This is a genomic window from Mycobacterium sp. ZZG (genome assembly GCF_054786995.1).
In genome coordinates this window covers 25,675-43,902 of sequence record NZ_JBTBFV010000029.1, presented here as the reverse complement: position 1 = coordinate 43,902, position 18,228 = coordinate 25,675, and the positions used below count along the sequence as shown (strand labels likewise).

The 18,228-nt window shown below is 67.5% G+C and carries 16 protein-coding genes; 4 read left to right on the top strand and 12 right to left on the bottom strand.

What is annotated here, in order from left to right:
- Window positions 1-16: 16 nt before the first annotated feature.
- Entirely contained in the window at window positions 17-3,172 is a 3,156-nt protein-coding gene (locus tag ACXMYJ_RS16980) for an ATP-binding protein (protein ID WP_443186517.1), read from the bottom strand.
- 173 nt (window positions 3,173-3,345) lie between these two features.
- Between ACXMYJ_RS16980 and ACXMYJ_RS16975 the strand changes: the two genes are divergently transcribed.
- A complete protein-coding gene (locus ACXMYJ_RS16975) occupies window positions 3,346-3,645 on the top strand; it encodes a hypothetical protein (protein ID WP_460357815.1) in 300 nt (99 codons plus the stop codon).
- Between the two features lie 72 nt (window positions 3,646-3,717).
- Here ACXMYJ_RS16975 and ACXMYJ_RS16970 read toward each other — a convergent pair whose 3' ends face one another.
- Entirely contained in the window at window positions 3,718-5,301 is a 1,584-nt protein-coding gene (locus ACXMYJ_RS16970) for an HNH endonuclease signature motif containing protein (RefSeq protein ID WP_460357812.1), read from the bottom strand.
- Window positions 5,302-5,411: 110 nt separating this feature from the next.
- The gene (locus tag ACXMYJ_RS16965; RefSeq protein WP_260752045.1) at window positions 5,412-5,915 is read right to left on the bottom strand and encodes an SRPBCC family protein; all 504 of its coding nucleotides are present in this window, start codon (window positions 5,913-5,915) and stop codon (window positions 5,412-5,414) included.
- Window positions 5,916-6,024: 109 nt separating this feature from the next.
- Between ACXMYJ_RS16965 and aspS the strand changes: the two genes are divergently transcribed.
- Both aspS and ACXMYJ_RS16955 read left to right on the top strand, forming a co-directional pair.
- Window positions 6,025-7,839 carry an aspartate--tRNA ligase gene (gene aspS, locus ACXMYJ_RS16960; RefSeq protein WP_260758083.1) on the top strand — a complete coding sequence of 605 codons (1,815 nt, stop codon included), beginning with the start codon at window positions 6,025-6,027 and terminating at the stop codon, window positions 7,837-7,839.
- The gene (locus ACXMYJ_RS16955) at window positions 7,836-8,297 is read left to right on the top strand and encodes a nitroreductase family deazaflavin-dependent oxidoreductase (protein ID WP_260752048.1); all 462 of its coding nucleotides are present in this window, start codon (window positions 7,836-7,838) and stop codon (window positions 8,295-8,297) included. The genes aspS and ACXMYJ_RS16955 overlap by 4 nt, the downstream gene beginning before the upstream one ends.
- 10 nt (window positions 8,298-8,307) lie before the next feature.
- Here ACXMYJ_RS16955 and ACXMYJ_RS16950 read toward each other — a convergent pair whose 3' ends face one another.
- Window positions 8,308-9,492, bottom strand: a complete 1,185-nt coding sequence (locus ACXMYJ_RS16950; protein WP_260752051.1) for a thiolase family protein — start codon at window positions 9,490-9,492, stop codon at window positions 8,308-8,310.
- A gap of 96 nt (window positions 9,493-9,588) precedes the next feature.
- On the opposite strand from ACXMYJ_RS16950, the gene ACXMYJ_RS16945 reads away from it, so the two are divergent.
- Window positions 9,589-10,074, top strand: coding sequence for a winged helix-turn-helix transcriptional regulator (locus ACXMYJ_RS16945; protein WP_460357806.1), 486 nt, complete (start codon window positions 9,589-9,591; stop codon window positions 10,072-10,074).
- Here ACXMYJ_RS16945 and ACXMYJ_RS16940 read toward each other — a convergent pair.
- From ACXMYJ_RS16940 to ACXMYJ_RS16905, 8 genes are all read right to left on the bottom strand, one after another.
- Window positions 10,062-10,883 carry a BtpA/SgcQ family protein gene (locus ACXMYJ_RS16940; RefSeq protein ID WP_313901319.1) on the bottom strand — a complete coding sequence of 274 codons (822 nt, stop codon included), beginning with the start codon at window positions 10,881-10,883 and terminating at the stop codon, window positions 10,062-10,064. The two genes, ACXMYJ_RS16945 and ACXMYJ_RS16940, sit on opposite strands and share 13 nt — an antisense overlap.
- 47 nt (window positions 10,884-10,930) lie before the next feature.
- Window positions 10,931-11,701, bottom strand: a complete 771-nt coding sequence (locus ACXMYJ_RS16935; protein ID WP_260752053.1) for an SDR family NAD(P)-dependent oxidoreductase — start codon at window positions 11,699-11,701, stop codon at window positions 10,931-10,933.
- Between the two features lie 28 nt (window positions 11,702-11,729).
- The gene (locus tag ACXMYJ_RS16930) at window positions 11,730-12,791 is read right to left on the bottom strand and encodes an ABC transporter ATP-binding protein (protein WP_260752054.1); all 1,062 of its coding nucleotides are present in this window, start codon (window positions 12,789-12,791) and stop codon (window positions 11,730-11,732) included.
- A gap of 24 nt (window positions 12,792-12,815) precedes the next feature.
- A complete protein-coding gene (locus ACXMYJ_RS16925; RefSeq protein ID WP_260752055.1) occupies window positions 12,816-13,631 on the bottom strand; it encodes a carbohydrate ABC transporter permease in 816 nt (271 codons plus the stop codon).
- A complete protein-coding gene (locus ACXMYJ_RS16920; RefSeq protein ID WP_260758086.1) occupies window positions 13,628-14,479 on the bottom strand; it encodes a carbohydrate ABC transporter permease in 852 nt (283 codons plus the stop codon). The genes ACXMYJ_RS16925 and ACXMYJ_RS16920 overlap by 4 nt, the downstream gene beginning before the upstream one ends.
- A gap of 65 nt (window positions 14,480-14,544) precedes the next feature.
- Complete coding sequence (locus ACXMYJ_RS16915; protein WP_260752056.1) at window positions 14,545-15,879, bottom strand: ABC transporter substrate-binding protein; 1,335 nt, start codon at window positions 15,877-15,879, stop codon at window positions 14,545-14,547.
- 25 nt (window positions 15,880-15,904) lie between these two features.
- Window positions 15,905-17,386, bottom strand: a complete 1,482-nt coding sequence (locus ACXMYJ_RS16910) for an FGGY-family carbohydrate kinase (RefSeq protein ID WP_260752057.1) — start codon at window positions 17,384-17,386, stop codon at window positions 15,905-15,907.
- Window positions 17,383-18,201 carry a DeoR/GlpR family DNA-binding transcription regulator gene (locus ACXMYJ_RS16905; RefSeq protein WP_396884534.1) on the bottom strand — a complete coding sequence of 273 codons (819 nt, stop codon included), beginning with the start codon at window positions 18,199-18,201 and terminating at the stop codon, window positions 17,383-17,385. Before ACXMYJ_RS16905 ends, ACXMYJ_RS16910 begins: the two co-directional genes overlap by 4 nt.
- Between the last annotated feature and the right edge of the window lie 27 nt (window positions 18,202-18,228).

Genomic DNA, 18,228 nt, shown 5'->3' with positions numbered 1-18,228 from the left:
GGACCCTAGCGCCGGTTCAGGCCATGGCCCGCGCCATCGCGATGTGACCGTCGAAACCGACCTCCTCGGCGCGGGCCCGGTAGCGGTCACGCAGCGCGGTGTAGGCGCGCAGATCGCCGTCGGCCTTCGCAAGCATCGCCCGCATGCGCATCAGCGGAAGTTCGTGATACAGGAAGGTGGGTTCCGTCGGGACGGCGGCCAGTTCAGCGACGACCTGCCCGGCGTGGTCGCGATCACCTTCGCGGTTGCGGGCGAGGAGGGCCTCGACGAGAACGGTGGTGGACCAGCCCCGGTTGATGCCCTCGCCGGCGCGGATCTCGCTCGCGAGCACACCCCGGCAGAGATCGACAGCGGTGTCGTAGTCCCCGCGGCGGATCGACTCGGCGGCCACTTCCAGGTCGACGCACCATGCCGCGATGATCGTGTAACGGTGTTCGAGCGCGACCTGCCGCGCTTTCGCCAACAACTCGAAGCCCAGCTGCCGGTCGGTGTCCCGACGGCGTACCAGGATGAATCCGTAGGTGAATTCGGCGTTGGTCAGCAGGAAGTTGTCGCCGAACCGGCGGGCGATGTCAAGGGCCTCAGCGGTATCGCGCAGCGCGTCATCGTCGGCGACGAGCGCCCAATTCATGATTGCGATGTACTTGAACATCACCACGGTCGAGAAGGTGAACTTGTCCACACTTCGGGCGATCGAGAGTGCGTCGTCGAAATCCTGACGCCAGCCGCTGATCCCCAGGCAGCACCGCGTCGACGCCCTCATCGCCAACGCCATGGCCAGTGGAGATCCGATGACGAGGTTGCCCATCGTCGGATCTCCGGCCGCGTCATCGATGGACCGTTGGGCCAGATCCAGCGATGCCGTCATCTCACCGGCGTCCCATTTGGCGATGGCGCTCACCATCGGGATCAGTGCGACCGTCAGTTCCGGGTCGTCGATGGCGTCGAGGAGCTGCACCTGCTCCGACGCAAGTCGAGACGCCTCGGTGTACCGGCCGTGGAAGTTCAGCATCTGGATCAGTCCGGCCATGCCGATCGCCAGGGACCGTTTGTCGCCGGCCTGCTGGGTCAGTGTGCGCAGCTCGTCGAACCCGACGTCGGCCAGCTCGCCGCCGACCCTCCAGATCGTGGCCACAAGCAATGTTCGCGCAGCGATGCGCATCGTCAAGCGATCCGGTTCGTCCTCAGGGAGGCCATCGGCGACGGCGGCCGCGCGCCGCCAGCTCATTCTGGCCGCGGCGATGTCGCGATGAGTCGCCCAGGTGCCGGCCTCCATATGCCGGCTGAATGCCGCACGGAGGTCACCAGCTGCTTCGAGGTGGGTGGCGATCAGTGCCGCGTTGGCCGCAGCGCCTTCGGGATCGGTGCGTTCGATCTCGGCCGCGATGCGACGGTGAAGGTCGGCCCGGCCGGCCTTCAGCTGAGTTTCATAGGCAACGGCGCGCATCAAGGGGTGCCGGAACGCGTACTGATCCGGGCGGGTGCTCACTTGTGCGATCAACTCGGCATCCTTCAGGTCGTCGATCGCCGAGGACCCGGATACAGCGTCCAAGAGCGTGCGAGAAAACGGGGAGCCGATTGCCGCAGCCGCGTAAAGGGTGCGCTTGGCTGCCGGCGCGAGCCGGTCGATCCGGGCGGCGATGGTGGTCTGCACGGACGCTGGGACGGGGATGTCGGCATCGCCGTGACAGGTGTAGGCGCCCCTCGTTCCACCGAGGACGCGGCGCTCGGCGAGATCCCGGATCATCTCCTCGATGAAGAACGGGTTCCCCGCGGCTCGATCAGTGATGCGTTGGGCGAGCGTGGCCACCGAGGTGTCCGGACCGACGAGTGAGACAGTGAGCTTCGATGAGCTCGAATAGTCCAGGGGTGCAAGTGCGATCGTCTTGTTGTCCGCTCTCGCGAGCGCGCCGTGGTACTCGGGTCGGTGCGTGATGAGCACCAAGGCCGCGGCCTCGGTGATCGTGCCGAGGAAATCCGCGATCATCGCCTCGCTGGCCGCATCGATCCAGTGGGCGTCCTCGACCACATACACCGTCGGTTGATGACGCGACAGCAGGGCTTTGTCCAAAAGTGCGGTGAGGCGCCGCTTTCGGGCATCAGGGGTGACGTCTTCTGGCGGGGGACGGCCGTCGCCGATTCCCAGCATGTCGTCGAGCATCAGCAGGTCCTGCGGGTCGGCGTCAGGCAGCGCCGAGCGCGTGGCCGCCCTGGCGCTTTCGGCCGACACGTGCGCGATGCCGAAGAAGGCTCGCAGTAATCCGGTGGCCGTACCGAAGGGCACATCGCGGGTATGGGACTGGCAGTAGGTCCAGAACACCTGCATGCCGCGATCGGTGGCGAGCGCGGCGAGTTCGCGGGTGAGCCGGCTCTTGCCGATACCGGGTGTTCCCACCACACGGACCACCGCGCCGCGGCCACGAGATGAGTTGTCCAGAGTGCCTACCAGCTCGGCGATTTCCGAGGTGCGCCCGACGAACGGGGTGTCTGCTGACCGTAGGTCGTGTCGCTCGGCGGTTCCCAGCAGCGTCCGCGCAGGTACCGGTTGATCTGCGCCCTTGATGTGCACCCACTCCACGTCACCCAGTTGAGCAACGTGTTCGACCAGGCGTGCGGTGGTCTCGCTGATCATCACCCCGCCCGGCGGCGCCACGGACTCCATTCGCTGGGCCAGCCCGACATGTTCGCCGATCACGGTGTAACCGGCCCGAGCGGAACCAATGTCACCGGCGATGACCTGGCCGGAGTTCAGACCGACACGAATCTTGAAATCCATACCGTCGCGTACGAGGACCCTCTCGGCCAGATCACGTGCTTCGTCCTGAATGGCCAATGCCGCCAGACATGCGCGAAAGGCATGGTCCTCCATCGCGACAGGTGCGCCGAACAGCGCCATGACCCCGTCCCCGATGAATTCGGCTGTGCCGCCGTAGCGTCGTACCACTCGTGTCGACCTGTCGAGCAGTTCGGACATGATCTCGCGCAGACGTTCTGGGCCTACTGCGCTGGCGATGTCCATCGACCGGGTCACATCGGCGAACAACACCGTCACATTCTTGTACTCGGGCACCGGAGGCACGGGGGACAGCACCGCGCCGCACTGGTCGCAGAAGCGCGCACCCTGACGGGCTTCGGTGCTACAGGTTCGGCACCGGGTCTGTTGTTCACCCATCCGCGATCCCGACGATCTGACGGCAGTTGGGCTCACCATAGTCCTGCGGGACCGGCCCGACGACTCATTCCTGCCAGGCGGAGCTCAATTTCTGCCAACTGAAATGAACCCGCTGAGCCGCCGGTTTAACCCGTCAGAACCACAGGGAAATGCCACCGGGAAGGGCAAGAACAATGAAGAACCTCACCATCGCCACCGCTTTCGCCGCCGGCTTGGGTGCCGCTGTCGTCGGGCTGGCCGCTCCTGCGGTTGCCGCCCCCACCGGCGGCAACGCCGACGCGACCATCAGCCACCTGGAGGCCCAGGGTCACCGGGTCGTGGTCAACCGCCTGTCGGATGCCCCGCTGAGCCAGGCCAACGTCGTCGGTGTGAACAAGGGAGGCGACGTCCGCTCCACGGTCCGCGACTTCCGCAACGATCGGACGTTCCAGAACAGCAAGACCGGCAGCATCTACTACGTCGACAACAGGTGACACCGGAGTTGCAACGGACCCCCGGCGATGTTCGGGTTCGCCTGCCGCGCAGACGACTTGCATGAACGTGCTTCAGAACGGTGGTGGGTCGTCGCCATAGCCGGGTCGCCGGAACGATTGGTCCGCGGCCGCTGCTTCGGTGGCTTGTCGGGCGGATTGTTCGAGTGCGCGTTGGGTGGCGTTGTAGGTGCGCTCGGCGGTGACGCGGGCGGCGCGGTTCTGGGCGCGGGTCCGTCGGCGGGTGGGCATCATCAGTTGCCGGCCGGGTCGGCTCGGTGAGGCTTGGTGGCTCGGCGGTGGTGGCGGTGGGGGTCCGGTGGTGGTGTTCCAGTGTGGAAACAGCAGAGCTGTCAGCGGTTTCGTGGTGTACCGAAGCCCGGCGGGGGTCACGACGGTGAGCGTGCCGTCGGGGTGTTGGTGGTCGCTCCAGCCGGGAAGGAAAGTTTTGATCAAATGGTGCGTGCGGCAGTAGCACTTGATGTTGGCCGGGTGGGTGGACCCGGCCGGCCAGGGCTGGGTGTGGTCGAGATCGGAGTAGACGGCCGGACGATCGCAGCCGGGGAAACGGCAGGTCATGTCCCGGGTGCGGACGAAGCGCGCAAGTGCGGTTGAGGGCTTGTAACGCGGTTCGGTCTTGAGGTTGAGCGTGTCGACGAGGCGGATCTTGGCGCCGTGCAGAACCAGCTCGGCCAGCAGTGGCGCGGGCAGGATCGCGCCGTTGAACCCAGGGATCAGCGCAGGCTTGCGTTCCGGCGGTACCGGGTGAGGCTCCGGGTCGGACGGCGACAGCTGCGGGGGCTCGGCGGTGGGCGTGGGCTGGGCCGGCGGACCAGGTGGGGCGGGCGCGGCCTCGATGGGAGCGTCTCCGTGCATCTGCGGATCGGGTTCGGCGTGCAGGGAGTCGGAGTCGGCGATGACGTGGATGGTGATGCTGCTGGCTCGTCCGTCGTCCACTTTGGCGGCGCAGTCAGGGTCGGGGCAGGTGCAGGCCAGGAAGAACACTCCCAAACCCATGGCGGCGCCCACGGCGTCGGCGCGGCGTTGATCGTTGGTACGCGGGTCATCAGGGCAGGGCGTGGCGATCATGATGGCCAGGCGTTGTTGCATCAATGCGGCGTCGGCGAGGCTGACGCGACCGTGCACAGTGACGGTGCCGGTGTTCTCGTCGGTGTAGTCGCCGACGTTGAAGTAGCGGCCGCGCATGGCGTTGCGGGCGCGGCGCACGGCGTCGGGATCGTGGCGATGGATCCACACGTCGATGGCTTGGGCGAGTTTGGCGTCGGACAGGTTGCCCCAGGTCGGGGCGTGCTCGGCCAGGGCGGTGTCGATGGCCGCAAGTGCGGCTTGGCCGACCAGGAAGGTTCGCCAGGCGATCGTGGCGATCATGCCCGCGCTGATTTCTCCGGCAAGGAAACGGGCACCGACCTTGGGAAGGCGGTCGCGCAGCGTCACGGCGAGGTCGATGAGCCCGACAGCTTTGCCGTGGCGCAGGGTCAGCGCGCAGCTGACGTGAGCGGCAGCGGCGTCGGTGTCGTCGATCGCGAGGCGTTCGCGGAATTCACCGCCGACCACGCGGCGGTGAAGTTCGGCGATGGCCGCGAGTTTTCGGGCCTCGGCGGCAGAGGCAGTAGCGGCCCACCCGGTGATGGACTCCACCCCCAGCTACCCACGAGAACCTGAGGAGCCGCACATATGTGCGATTCTACCCGTGGGCTGTGACACGGCCGGCACGTTTCTTCGCACTCAGCGAGGCCGCGCCACAGACCTCAGCGCACGGCGAACCGTTCATCGGTGTAGCGCCGCAGGTTGTGCAGGAAGCGTTGGAACATCCATGCCATCAACGGCTTCCCGGCAGCCAGGCCGAACCGCCCGGCGAGCCCATGGGGTTTGAGCGCCATGATCCAGGTCAGGTGGCACCCCTTGGCGGTCGGCACCACGTGGTAGTCCTCGGCGAACGCCGAGATGCTCGACGTGCTCGACTCGTTGAAGCGGAACGCCATGCGGGAGAATGGCTCCCACGCCAGGAATTCCTCGGCACCGGTGATCCCGGCGCGCATGTCCACGGTGCGCGTCGTCCCGATTCCACGGGGTTCCGGGCTGGTCCAGGTCACCTTGGTGATGACACTGGCCCAGTGTGGCCATGACGTCTCGTCGGCCAGTACCTCGAAGAGTTGCTCGGGGGTGATGGTCAGGTCGACGGTGCTGACGAACCGGTACGGGGCGGTGTCGACGAAGTCCAGGCCGACGCGCTCGCAGGGATGCATGACCATACACGTTAGGTCACCATGACTGGTCGACGGAAGATCGGACCTCGTCGAGCTGTCCACCGTGCCCCACTAGACTGAACTGTTGACTATCCCCCGCGAACAGGAGTACTTCGTGCTGCGCACCCGCACCGCCGGTTCATTGCGCCCCACCGATGCCGGTCAAACGGTGACGCTGGCCGGGTGGGTGGCGCGCCGTCGCGACCACGGCGGCGTCATCTTCATCGACCTGCGAGACGGCTTGTCCGGAGGGCAGGACGGTAGCGACGGGAAAATCGGGCCGAGCGTGGCTCAGGTGGTGTTCCGGGAGGGCGATGTGCTGGCGCAGGCGCACCGGTTGCGCTCGGAGTTCTGCGTCGCCGTCACCGGCGTCGTCGAGGTCCGTCCGGAAGGCAACGCCAATCCCGACATCGCCACCGGTGAGGTCGAGGTGAACGCGACGTCGCTGACGGTACTGGGGGAGAGTGCTCCGCTGCCGTTTCAGCTCGACGAGACCGCCGGCGAGGAAGCCCGGCTGAAGTACCGCTACCTGGATCTGCGCCGGGAGGGGCCGGGCAACGCGATCCGCTTGCGCTCCAAGGTGAATGCCGCCGCACGCAGTGTGCTGGCCGAGCAAGACTTCATCGAGATCGAAACCCCCACGCTGACGCGCTCCACACCGGAGGGCGCCCGTGACTTCCTGGTGCCCGCCCGGTTGCAGCCCGGCTCGTTCTACGCACTGCCGCAGAGCCCGCAGCTGTTCAAACAGTTGCTGATGGTCGCGGGTATGGAGCGGTACTACCAGATCGCCCGTTGCTACCGCGACGAGGACTTCCGCGCCGACCGCCAGCCCGAGTTCACCCAGCTGGACATGGAGATGAGCTTCGTCGACGCCGACGACGTCATCGCGGTGTCCGAGCAGGTCCTCAAGGCCGTGTGGTCGACGATCGGGTACGACCTGCCGCTGCCGCTGCCGCGGATCAGCTACGCCGACGCGATGCGTCGGTTCGGGTCGGACAAGCCCGACATGCGCTTCGGCCTGGAGCTCGTGGAGTGCACCGACTACTTCAAAGACACGCCGTTCCGGGTGTTCCAGGCACCCTATGTCGGCGCCGTGGTGATGCCGGGCGGAGCCTCGCAGCCGCGGCGCACGCTGGACGGCTGGCAGGAGTTCGCCAAGCAACGCGGGCACAAGGGGCTGGCGTACGTACTGATCGGCGAGGACGGCACGCTCGGTGGGCCGGTCGCCAAGAACCTGAGCGACGCCGAGCGGGACGGGCTGGCCGCGCACGTGGGCGCCAATCCCGGCGACTGTGTGTTCTTCGCGGCCGGCACCGCGAAGTCGGCACGGGCGCTGCTGGGCGCCACCCGCATCGAGATCGCCAAACGGCTCGACCTGATCGACCCGGACGCGTGGGCGTTCACGTGGGTGGTGGACTGGCCGATGTTCGAGTCCACCGCCGAGGCGACGGCCGCCGGTGATGTGGCGGTCGGATCCGGCGCCTGGACCGCGATGCACCACGCGTTCACCGCGCCGAAACCCGAGTCCGAGGCGACCTTCGACACCGATCCGGCCAGTGCCTTGTCGGACGCCTACGACATCGTCTGCAACGGCAACGAGATCGGCGGCGGATCCATCCGTATCCATCGCAGCGACGTCCAGGAACGGGTGTTCGCGATGATGGGCATCGATCACGACGAAGCGCGCGAGAAGTTCGGATTCTTGTTGGACGCGTTCACTTTCGGCGCTCCGCCGCACGGTGGTATCGCGTTCGGCTGGGACCGCATCACCGCGCTGCTGGCCGGCGTGGACTCGATCCGCGAGGTGATCGCGTTCCCGAAGTCCGGCGGCGGTGTCGACCCGCTGACCGAAGCACCCGCGCCGATCACCGATCAGCAGCGCAAGGAGTCCGGAATAGACGTCAAGCCGGAGAAGCTGGACAAGGCATGACACCACCGGACAGGCAACCGGACAAAGACAAGCTCGTCGCCGACACTGCGGCGCTGGACGCATTCAACGGCAACATCGTCGAAGAGTTCCGCGCCAACGGAGGCAAGGTCGGCGGGCCGTTCGACGGCGCCACGCTGCTTCTGCTGCACACCACGGGCGCGAAGTCGGGTAGGTCGCGGCTCTCACCGCTGGCTTACCTGACCATCGACGGCAAGATGCTCATCGTCGGGTCCTACGCCGGCGCACCCCGGCATCCCGCCTGGGTGCACAACCTGCGGGCGAACCCGAAGGCTTACATCGAGGTGGGCACCGACGCCTATGACGTCGACGTCCGTGAGCTGTCCGACGACGAGCGCGAGGCGCTGTATCCGAAGATCGTCGAGATCGCGCCCGTGTTCGCTGACTACCAGGCCAAGACCGACCGAGTCATCCCGCTGTTCGAGCTGACCCGGGCTTAAGCGCAGACGTTTACAGCCGTTCGATGATGGTGGCGTTGGCCATGCCGCCGCCCTCACACATCGTCTGCAGCGCGTAGCGCCCGTCGCGTTGCTGCAACGCGTTGACCAGCGTGGTCATGATGCGCGCACCACTGGCGCCCAGGGGATGGCCGATCGCGATCGCGCCGCCGTTGACGTTCGTCCTCTCGAGGTCGGCGCCCACGTCCGCGGCCCACGCCAGCACCACCGGCGCGAACGCCTCGTTCACCTCGAACAGGTCGATATCAGGAAGGCTCAAGCCGGCTTTCCGCAATACCTTCTCCGTCGCCGGGATCACGCCGGTCAGCATGTACAGCGGATCGGATCCGACCGCGACGGTGGTGTGGATGCGCGCCAGCGGGCGCAGACCGAGCCGGCGGGCCGCCGCGCCGCTGGTGATCATCACCGCGGCACTCCCGTCCGATAGCGGCGAGGAGTTGCCCGGCGTGATGTTCCAACCGATCTGCGGGAACCGCGCGCCGAGGGCCTCGTTGTAGAACGCCGGCTTGAGCCCGGCCAGCGTCTCGGCCGTGGTGTCGGGGCGGACGATCTCGTCGGCGGTCAGTCCGGCGATGGGGGCGAGCTCGGCGTCGAACAGTCCGTCCTTGGCAGCGCGCGCCGCCTTCTGATGGCTCGCGGCGGAGAACTCGTCGAGCTGGGTGCGCGACAGGTTCCACCGCGCAGCGATCAGTTCGGCGCTGATGCCTTGGGCGACAAGGCCATCCGGGTAGCGGGCGGTCATGTCGCGGCCGAACGGGTTGCTGCCGGGCAGCACCGACGATCCCATCGGCACCCGGCTCATGGATTCCACGCCCGCGGCGATCACCACGTCGTAGGCGCCGGCCAGCACTCCCTGTGCGGCGAAGCTGATCGCCTGCTGGCTGCTGCCGCACTGGCGGTCGACGGTGGTGCCGGGCACGCTCTCGGGGAACCCGGCGCCGAGCAGGGCGTTGCGGGCGATGTTGACGGCCTGGTCACCGACCTGGGTGACGGCGCCGGCGATGACGTCCTCGACCTCGACGGGATCCACGCCGGTACGCGTCACGAGCTCGCGCAGGCTGTGTGCCAGCAGGTCGGCGGGCAGCACGTCGTGGAGGGCGCCGGTGGCCTTGCCCTTGCCGACGGGGGTGCGGACGGCGCCGACGATGACGGCGTCGCGATCGGAATAGTCGGCCATGCGGATCCTCCTGGAACTCGTCGCTGAGTATGCTGCTGTGTACCTAGATGTAACACCTAGGTTCAGTCAAGACAACCCAGCGGTGGAGTGATGTGCATGACAGTCCTGCAGGGTCCGCTCGCCGACCGTGGCGCATGGTCGGCGGTCGGCCGGTGCCCGATCGAGAAGACGATGGCGCTCGTCGGCACCAAGTCCGCGATGCTGATCATGCGGGAGGCCTACTACGGCACCACGCGCTTCCACGATTTCGCCAAACGCGTCGGAATCACCAAGGCCGCGACGTCGGCGCGCTTGTCCGAACTCGTAGAAGCCGGGCTGCTGACCAAACGTCCGTACCGGGAGCCTGGACAGCGGGCGCGCGACGAATACGTGCTCACCGAGGCCGGGTCGGAGTTCATGCCGGTGGTGTGGGCGATGTTCGAATGGGGACGCAAGCACCTCGACGACACGTCGCTGCGACTCACCCACCTGGGTTGCGGTGCTCAGGCGGGCGTCGAGATCGTCTGTGCCGAAGGGCATTCGGTTCCGCCGGACGAGCTGGGGATGCGGCTCGTCCGGCGGACGAACGATCAGCCCAGCTGAGCGCGGAACTCCTTGGCCGCGCCCATGAGCTCTTCGACCCTGGACTTCTCGGCTGCGTTGGCGAACAGGCCGTCCTTCTTGAAGTAGGTGCCCACGACGGCGCCGTCGGCGACGCTGAGGTGGGCAGCGACGTTCTCGGCGCGCACACCGGTGTTGACGAACACCGGCACCTCACCTGCGGCCGATTTCACGACGCGCAGCGTCTCGGTGTCGGTGGGCGCGCCCGCGGTCGCGCCGGAGACGCAGATCGCATCGGGACGCGTCGCGAAGACGGTGGTGCGGGTGATGGCGGCCAGATCGCGGTCGGCGAGGTACTGGGCCGACTCGGGGACGATGTTGAACAGCAGCTTCACGTGTGACCCACCGATGCGTGCCCGGTGCCGCGCGACCTCGCCCACGTTGGTGTCCCACAGGCCGAAGTCGCTGGCGTACACCCCGGTGAAGATCTCGCGGACGAACTTCGCGCCGGTGGCCACCGCGAGGTCGATGGACGCCCGGCCGTCCCAGAGCACGTTGACCCCGTACGGCACCGAGATGTCGGGCAGCAGCTCGCCGATGATCCGGGCCATCGTGATCGCGGTGATGGGTTCGGTCTTGGTCAGGTAGGGCAGGCTGAATTCGTTGCTGATCATGACGGCGTCGACACCGCCGGCTTGCAGCGCGTCCAGTTCGGTGCGGGCGCGGTTGACGACGGCGGCGATGCCGCCCGCGGAGTCGAAGCCGGGATCGCCGGGCAGCGCGGACAGGTGCAGCATGGCGATGACGGGTTTCGAGACGCCGAAGACCTCGTCGAGCCAGGTGGTGGTCACGTGAAGTGCCTTTCTCTTTCGGGTGAAACGGATGAGTTGCGGCCGGCTCAGTCCATGTAGGCGCCGCCGTTGACGGCGAGCGCTTCGCCGGTGATGAAGCGGGCGTCGTCGGAGAGCAGGAAAGCCACCGAGCGGGCGACGTCGTCGGGCGCTTCGAGCCGGCCCAGCGGTGTGTCGGCGATCATCATCGCGCGCACGTCGTCGGCGGTGGTGCCGCGCAGTTCGGCCTCCCACTCCAGTTCCCTTGACTGCATGGGTGTTTCGACGAAACCGGGACAGACGCAGTTGACGGTGATGCCGTGCTCACCGAGTTCGTAGGCCATCGCCTGGGTCAGCCCCACCACACCGAATTTCGAGGCGACGTAGTCCGACAGGAACGGCACCCGGCCCTGCTTTCCGGCCATCGAGGCGGTGTTGACGATCGCCCCGCGCGTGCCTGACCGCACCATCTCGCGGGCGGCGGCCTGGCCGCAGACGAAGACGCCCTTGAGATTGACGTCCATGGTCTGCTGATAGCGCTCGACCGGTGCGTCGAGGAAGCGGTGCATGAACGAGATGCCGGCGTTGCTGACCCACGCGTGCAGGCCGAGGCGACCGGCGATGTCGGAGGCCACCGCGGCCGCGTTCTCGGCCGAGGTGACGTCGAGCTGGGCCGACTCGTGGCCGGCATCCGGATTGGGCAACGCGGCGGCGACCTCGCCCGCGGCGGCCGCGTCGAGGTCGGTCACCACCACCCGCCAATCCCGTTGCGCCAGCGTGTGGGCGATCGCGCGGCCGATACCGGATCCCGCTCCGGTCACCACGACAGTTCTCGTCATCTGCACTACTCGTTTCTTCTGTGTTGTTTCAGCCGGCCAGACGCCGGCCGGTGGTGGTGTCGAAGAGGTGGGTGGCGCCCGGACGGGCGGCCAGGTCGACCGGGCTGCCCTCGCTGATGCCCGACAGACGCGCGGTCTCGACCACGCTGGTCAGCTCGGTGCCGTGAGCGTCGATCGTGACGATGGCGCGTGGTCCGAGATGTTCGATCAGCACCACCCGTGCCTGCCCGTCACCCTCGGCGGCGGTGGGCAGCAGATCGTCGGGCCGGACCCCGAGGGTGACCGGACCGTGGGCGGGGGGCCGATCGACGGTGAGGGTGAAGCCGTTGCCCGCGGTGAACGCGGTGCCCGCGACGGCGCCGTCGATCAGGTTCATCTTCGGGCTGCCCACGAAGGTCGCGACGAACGTGTCGGCGGGCCGCGCGTACACCTCTTGCGGGGTGCCCTGCTGCGCGATGTGCCCGTCCCGCATGACGACCATGCGGTCCGACAGCGTCATGGCCTCTTCCTGGTCATGGGTGACGTACACCGACGTGATGCCGAGCCGCCGCTGGATCTGCAGCAGTTCGGTCCTGGTCTCCACCCGCAGCTTGGCGTCGAGGTTGCTCAGCGGCTCGTCGAACAGGAACACCGAAGGCTCGCGGATGATCGCCCGGCCGATCGCGACGCGCTGTTGCTGACCGCCGCTGAGGTCTTTGGGCTTGCGCTCCAACAGTTTTCCCAGACCCAGCGATTCGGCGATGCTCGCCGCGCGGGTGAGCGCCTCACGTCGCGGGGTCTTGGTGGCGCGCAGGGGGAATGCGATGTTCTCGGCGACCGACAGGTGCGGGTACAGCGCGTAGTTCTGGAACACCATCGCGATGTCGCGGTCCCGTGGCTGTAGGTGGGTCACGTCGCGGTCGCCGATGGTGATGCGCCCGGAGGTGACGGTCTCCAGACCGGCCAGCATGCGCAACGAGGTCGACTTGCCGCATCCGGACGGGCCGACGAGCACCGTGAAGGACCCGTCGGGCAGCTCGAGGTCGAGATCGCTGACGACTGAGGTGGTTCCGTACGCCTTCTGGACGCCGGAGAATCGGACCGTTGCCATGGTGTGCCAAAAACCTATCTGTGTCTAGAACTTCACCGCGCCGCCGCTGATGCCCTGCACCAGCTTGCGCTGGATGAAGAAGCTCGCGATGACGACGGGAACGACCGCGATGAGGATCGCCGCGCTCATCGAGCCGATCTGAACCCCGCGGAATGTGTTGAAACCTGCGATGGCCACCGGCAGGATCGCCGCCTTACCCGGAGCCAGGATGAGCCCGTAGAACAGATCGTTCCAGGACAGTGTGAAGCCGAAGATGGCTGCGGCCCCGATACCCGGATAAACCTGCGGCAGCACCACCAGCCGGAACGCCGCGAACCGGCTGAAGCCGTCCACCTGGGCCTGTTCCTCCAGCGAGCGGGGGACAGCCTCGAAGAACCCGATCAGGAACCAGGTGACCACGGGCAGAACGAAACTCAGGTGCGCGAAGATCACCGGCACCAGGGTGTCGGTCAGTCGCAGCGCGTACGCCATCGTCAGGAACGGGAACACCAGCACCGCCGGCGGCAGCACCTGCGCGGCGAGCATGCCGAAGCGGGTCAGCGTGCCGCCCGCCCGGTAGCGGGCGATCGCGTAGGCGCCCATGCTGCCGACCACCACACTGATGCCGACGGTGATCAGCGCGACCAGCGCGCTGCGCCCGGCGGCGCCGAGGATCCCCGAGGTGAGCACGTTCTGCCAGCTGGCGAAGTTCGGTGTGAAGGTGATCAGGAAGGGATCATTGAGCTGCTCGGGCGTTTTCACGCTCGCCAGGGCGATCCAGACGATGGGGAAGAGCACCGTGATGCCCGCCGCCCACAGCAGGGCCACCCGCAACACGGTGACCACCGAGGAACGGGTCATCGCGATTTGGTCCTCTCCATGCGGCGGAACGCGATGACGATCACTGCCAGAACGACGACCAGCACGATGAACGCCATCGAGGATGCGGATCCGAGCCGGAAGAACTGGATCCCGGTCTGGTAGATGAAGTACTGCAGCGTCTCGGTTTCGGTGCCGGGGCCGCCGCGGGTGGTGGCGAACACGTACTCGAACACCTTCATCGCGTCCAGGGAGCGCAGCAGGATCGCCACCACGAGCACCGGTGCCAGCAGCGGCAGGGTGACCCGGCGCAGGACGTACAGACCACTGGCCCCGTCCAGACGCGCGGCGTCGAGCGGTTCCTTCGGGATGGACTGCAGCCCGGCCAGCAGCAGCAGCACCATGAACGGCGTCCACTGCCACACGTCGATGAACGCCAGCGTGAACAGCGCACGGCCGGGGCCGAAGAAGTCGTAGTCCATTCCGAGGCCGTGCAGCATCGCCGGGATCGCGCCGAGTTGGTCATTGAGCAGGAACCGGAAGGTCAAGCCGACCGCGATCGGCGTGATGAACATGGGCGCCAGCAGCATCGAACGGGTCAGATCCCGCGCCCAGCGCTGCTTCTGCAGGGCGAGCGCGATGGCCAGCCCGAGCACCAGTTCCAGCCCGACGGCCACCAGGACGTACACAGCGGTGGTGCCGAAGGCGCCCCAGAAGGCGCTGTCGGCGAAGGTGGCGACGTAGTTGTCGGCGCCGACGATGTCCGGCGCGCCGCGGTCGGTCAGCTTGTAGTCGGTGACGCTGAGATATGCGGCGTAGAGCAGGGGGAAACCGACCACCCCGACGAAGAGGGCGGCGAGGGGGGCGACCATGCCGTGCTGAAACCTCAAGGGCGACTTCACGGCTGGTCTCGCTCCTTTCGTGGGGTGGTCGGTTTCCGGTCTGGGCACTCGAATCAGCCCTGGATCTTCTCTGCCTCGGCCTGCGCGGCGGCCAGTGCGTCGTCGACGCTCTTGGTTCCGGCGACCGCCTCGTTGAGTTCGGTGCCGACGGCCTGGATCATCTCCTCACCGCTGGGCCCCTGGCTCAGCGGTGCCGAGTCGGCCAGCAGCTGCTCGACCGTCCGGTAGTACTCCTCGCCGAATCCGCCGCTGAGCACGGCCGGATCCTGCAGGGTGCTCTTGCGGATCGCCGCGCCGCCCTTCTGGGTGCGGGTGACGTCGTTGGGCTTGGCGGTGATCCACGACACGAACGCCCATGCCGCGTCCGGGGTGGCCGAGTTCGCCGGGATCGCCCAGCTCCACGACCCCAGCACCTGCTTGCCGCCGGGGATGGTGGCGAGCTTGATCTTGCCGGCCGCGGGCCCGGAACCCGGCTCGTTGAGCGCGGGCAGTTGCCAGTTGTAATTGATCATCGATGCGGACTGATTGGCCGCCACCGAGCGCTGGGCCTCGTCCATGCTCCAGTTGAGGCTGTTGGCGGGCGCGGCGTTGCGGTAGGTGTCGATGTAGGCCTCGAGCGCGCGCTTGGCCTCGGGGGTGTTCAGCGTGACCTTGCCGTCGGCGTCGTAGATCGAGCCGCCGGCGGCGAACAGCCAGTTGCCCCATTCCTCGAAGATCTTGTAGCCGCGCTGCGGCTGCATCGCGATCCCGGCGCGGTCAGCGGTCTTCAGGGCCTTGCTGGTGCTGACCAGTTCGTCGAGCGTGGTCGGGACCTGCTGGTTGGCCGCCGCGAGATCGTCGGTGTTGTAGAGGTATCCGAGCGCGTAGTTGTAGAACGGCACGGCGTAGCGGGTTCCGTCGACGGTGGTGATGTCGGTGAGCGGGGCGAAGAAGTCGGCGGCGTCGTAGTCCGGGGTGCTGTCGATGCGGGCGTCGAGCGGCTGGAGGAACTTCGCGTTGGCGAAGTCGACCATCCACGGGTTGTCGACGACGATCAGGTCGTAGGTCGGCGTCGAGGACTGGAAGGACGACACCAGCTTGTCGCGCATCTGGTCGTAGGTCAGCGACTCGATGTTGACCTCGACGTCCGGGTACTCCTTGTTGAAGTCCGCGACCATGGACTTCACGATGTCGGTGTCCGGCACGTTCTCCATCAGGATCCGCACGGTGCCCGAGACGTCGGTGGGCACCTCGCCGGTGCCGGTGGCCTCCACCTCGTCTGGTCCGCCACTGCCCGCGCAACCCGTCAGCACGAGGGCCAGCACGGCGACGAGGGCGGTCACGGCGGAGAATGCGGTGCCTGGGCGCCTGCTCCTCCGCCCCGAAGTGGGCCATTGCGTGATTCTCATTGGCAGAGTGATCCTTTCGTGTGTTTCATCGGGTGGTGCGGGCGATCGCGTGGGAGATCGGTGTCATCGCCGAACTCAGGTCGCGCCACGTGGCGTAGGCGCTGGCGTAGATCTCGCGGCGGTGAGGGTCGGGAACGTAGGGCGGGTCGAGGGTGACGAACCGGGCGGCATCGGACCAGTCGTCGAGCGCGCCGATGCCGATCGCGGCGATCACCGCGGCCCCGAGTGAGGCGCCGGGGTGGCCGCTGACCGGATGCATCGGGTGTCCCAGCACATCGGCGTGAATCTGCTTCCACAACGTCGATTTCGAGCCGCCGTTGGTGATCATCACCCGGCGCAGCGGGATGCCGATCTCGCCGAAGACGTCGACGTGGTGGCGGAAGCCGAACGCGATGGCCTCCAGCACCGAGCGGTACATGTCCGCCCTGGTGTGTCCGAGGTGCAGGCCGGCGAAGACGCCGCGCAGGTCCGGATCGTGGATCGGGCTCTTCTCGCCGAGGAAGTACGGCAGGCAGAGCACCTCAGCGGGGGAGCGCGAGGCGGCCTCGTCGTCGAGCGCGGTCAGTTCCGGACCGCCGATGAGTGCCTGCAACCAGCGGATCAGGCTGCCGCTGGTGGCCATGCAACCGTTGGGCAGCCAGTGGCCTGGGACGGGGTGCGCATCGAGGTACAGTCGCCGGTCGACGACCTTCGTGTCGCTGGCGACCAGAATGTCGCCCGCCCCACCGAGTTTCACCAGTGCGTCACCGGGTTCGTTGACGCCTGCGGCGAACGCCGACAGGACGTGGTCGGCACCGCCGACCACCAGCGCGGTGCCGGCTCGCAGCCCGGTCGCGTCGGCGGCCTGACGGCTGAGTTCGCCGACCAGCGTGCCGGGGCGCCGGATCGGGGCCAGCGTGGCAGGGTCCAGGCCGGCGGCCCGCACGACGTCGGCAGCGAGGTCACCGTCGATCGCGAACAACCCGGACTCCAGCGCCCAGTTCTGTTCCACGTGAACGGGAGCGCCGAGGGCCGAGAGCACCCAGTCGTAGGAGCCGACCCAGTGGGCGGTGCGCGCATAGACGTCGGGTTCGTGCTCGCGCAGCCACACGGTCGTGGGCGCCACCGACTGCTGTGTCAGCGCCGACCCGGTGAGGCTGACCAGGTCGACGGTGGACAACTCGGCGGCCAGGTCGGTGACTTCCCGGTGTGCGCGGGCGTCGTTCTGGAGGATGGCGTGCCGCAGCGGGTTTCCGGAGGCGTCGACGGGGATGACGGCCGGGACCATGCCGGAGGTGGACACCGCGCCGATCTGCTCGGGGGCGACGCCGCCGGCGGAAAGCACCTCGCGGATCGAGTCGACCACGTTGCGGTACCACTGCGCCGGGTCGGCCTCGGCGAAACCGGGTCCCCGGGAGTGCAGCGTGTTCTCCCGGTTGGTGGTGGCCACCAGTCCGCCGAGGGTGTCGAGCAGCACCGTCTTGGTGCCGGTGGTGCCGACGTCGACGCCGACGGTGTACCGGCTCACCGGGCGCCGCCCGCCGCTGTGGCACAGGAATCATCTTGAGCGGCAACGCAGATCACCTCGACGCCGGCGCCGCGTGCGGCGACCAGAGCGGGGTGGTCCGGTGGGCCGTCACTGACGATGGTCTGGACCTGGGACAGCGCGGCGATGCTGACGAAGGTGACCCGGCCGAGCTTGCTCTTGTCCGCGGCGACGATCACCCGATCGGCCCGCCGGCTGGCGGCGCGCTTCACCCGGCTCTCCGCCTGGTGGTAGTCGGAGATTCCGCGGTCGCCGTCGATGCCGGCCACGCCCATCACATAGGTGTCGCAGTTGTAGTTGGCCAGGGTGTCCTCGGCGTTCGGCCCGATCAGGCTCAGCTCGCCCGCACGCAGCTGTCCACCGGTGAGCACCACGGTGGTGTCCGGTTCGTCGACCAGCGCCACGGCCGCCAGGACACTCGGCGTCACCACGGTCAGACCGAGGTTGCGTCCTTTCAACGAGTTCGCCACAGCCAGCGCGGTGCTGCCCGAGTCCAGGATCAGCGTCTCGTTGACCCCGATGAGGTCGGCCACCACGTCGGCGATGTGGATCTTCTCCTGTGCGGCGTCGGCCACCCGGGTCGCGAACGAGGGTTCGGAGTCCTTGCCCTGCACCGCGATCGCGCCGCCCACCACCCGGCGCAGCACACCGAGACCTTCCAGCACCTCGACGTCACGCCGGATGGTCATCTCCGAGACGTCGAATTCGGCGGCCAGGTCGGCGAAGTTGACCTCACGGGCGGAGCGGACGCGTTGTTCGATCCGTTGCCGGCGGGTCTTGACGTCCAGGGTCACCAAAACTTTTCCTGTTCAAAATTCACAGAA

What these genes read in the sequence shown, in the direction of transcription:
- ACXMYJ_RS16980 (WP_443186517.1), bottom strand. Translation starts at nt 3,172, where the DNA reads ATGGGTGAACAACAGACCCGGTGCCGAACCTGTAGCACCGAAGCCCGT.
- ACXMYJ_RS16975 (WP_460357815.1), top strand. Translation starts at nt 3,346, where the DNA reads ATGAAGAACCTCACCATCGCCACCGCTTTCGCCGCCGGCTTGGGTGCC.
- ACXMYJ_RS16965 (WP_260752045.1), bottom strand. Translation starts at nt 5,915, where the DNA reads ATGGTCATGCATCCCTGCGAGCGCGTCGGCCTGGACTTCGTCGACACC.
- ACXMYJ_RS16955 (WP_260752048.1), top strand. Translation starts at nt 7,836, where the DNA reads ATGACACCACCGGACAGGCAACCGGACAAAGACAAGCTCGTCGCCGAC.
- ACXMYJ_RS16950 (WP_260752051.1), bottom strand. Translation starts at nt 9,492, where the DNA reads ATGGCCGACTATTCCGATCGCGACGCCGTCATCGTCGGCGCCGTCCGC.
- ACXMYJ_RS16945 (WP_460357806.1), top strand. Translation starts at nt 9,589, where the DNA reads ATGACAGTCCTGCAGGGTCCGCTCGCCGACCGTGGCGCATGGTCGGCG.
- ACXMYJ_RS16935 (WP_260752053.1), bottom strand. Translation starts at nt 11,701, where the DNA reads ATGACGAGAACTGTCGTGGTGACCGGAGCGGGATCCGGTATCGGCCGC.
- ACXMYJ_RS16930 (WP_260752054.1), bottom strand. Translation starts at nt 12,791, where the DNA reads ATGGCAACGGTCCGATTCTCCGGCGTCCAGAAGGCGTACGGAACCACC.
- ACXMYJ_RS16925 (WP_260752055.1), bottom strand. Translation starts at nt 13,631, where the DNA reads ATGACCCGTTCCTCGGTGGTCACCGTGTTGCGGGTGGCCCTGCTGTGG.
- ACXMYJ_RS16915 (WP_260752056.1), bottom strand. Translation starts at nt 15,879, where the DNA reads ATGAGAATCACGCAATGGCCCACTTCGGGGCGGAGGAGCAGGCGCCCA.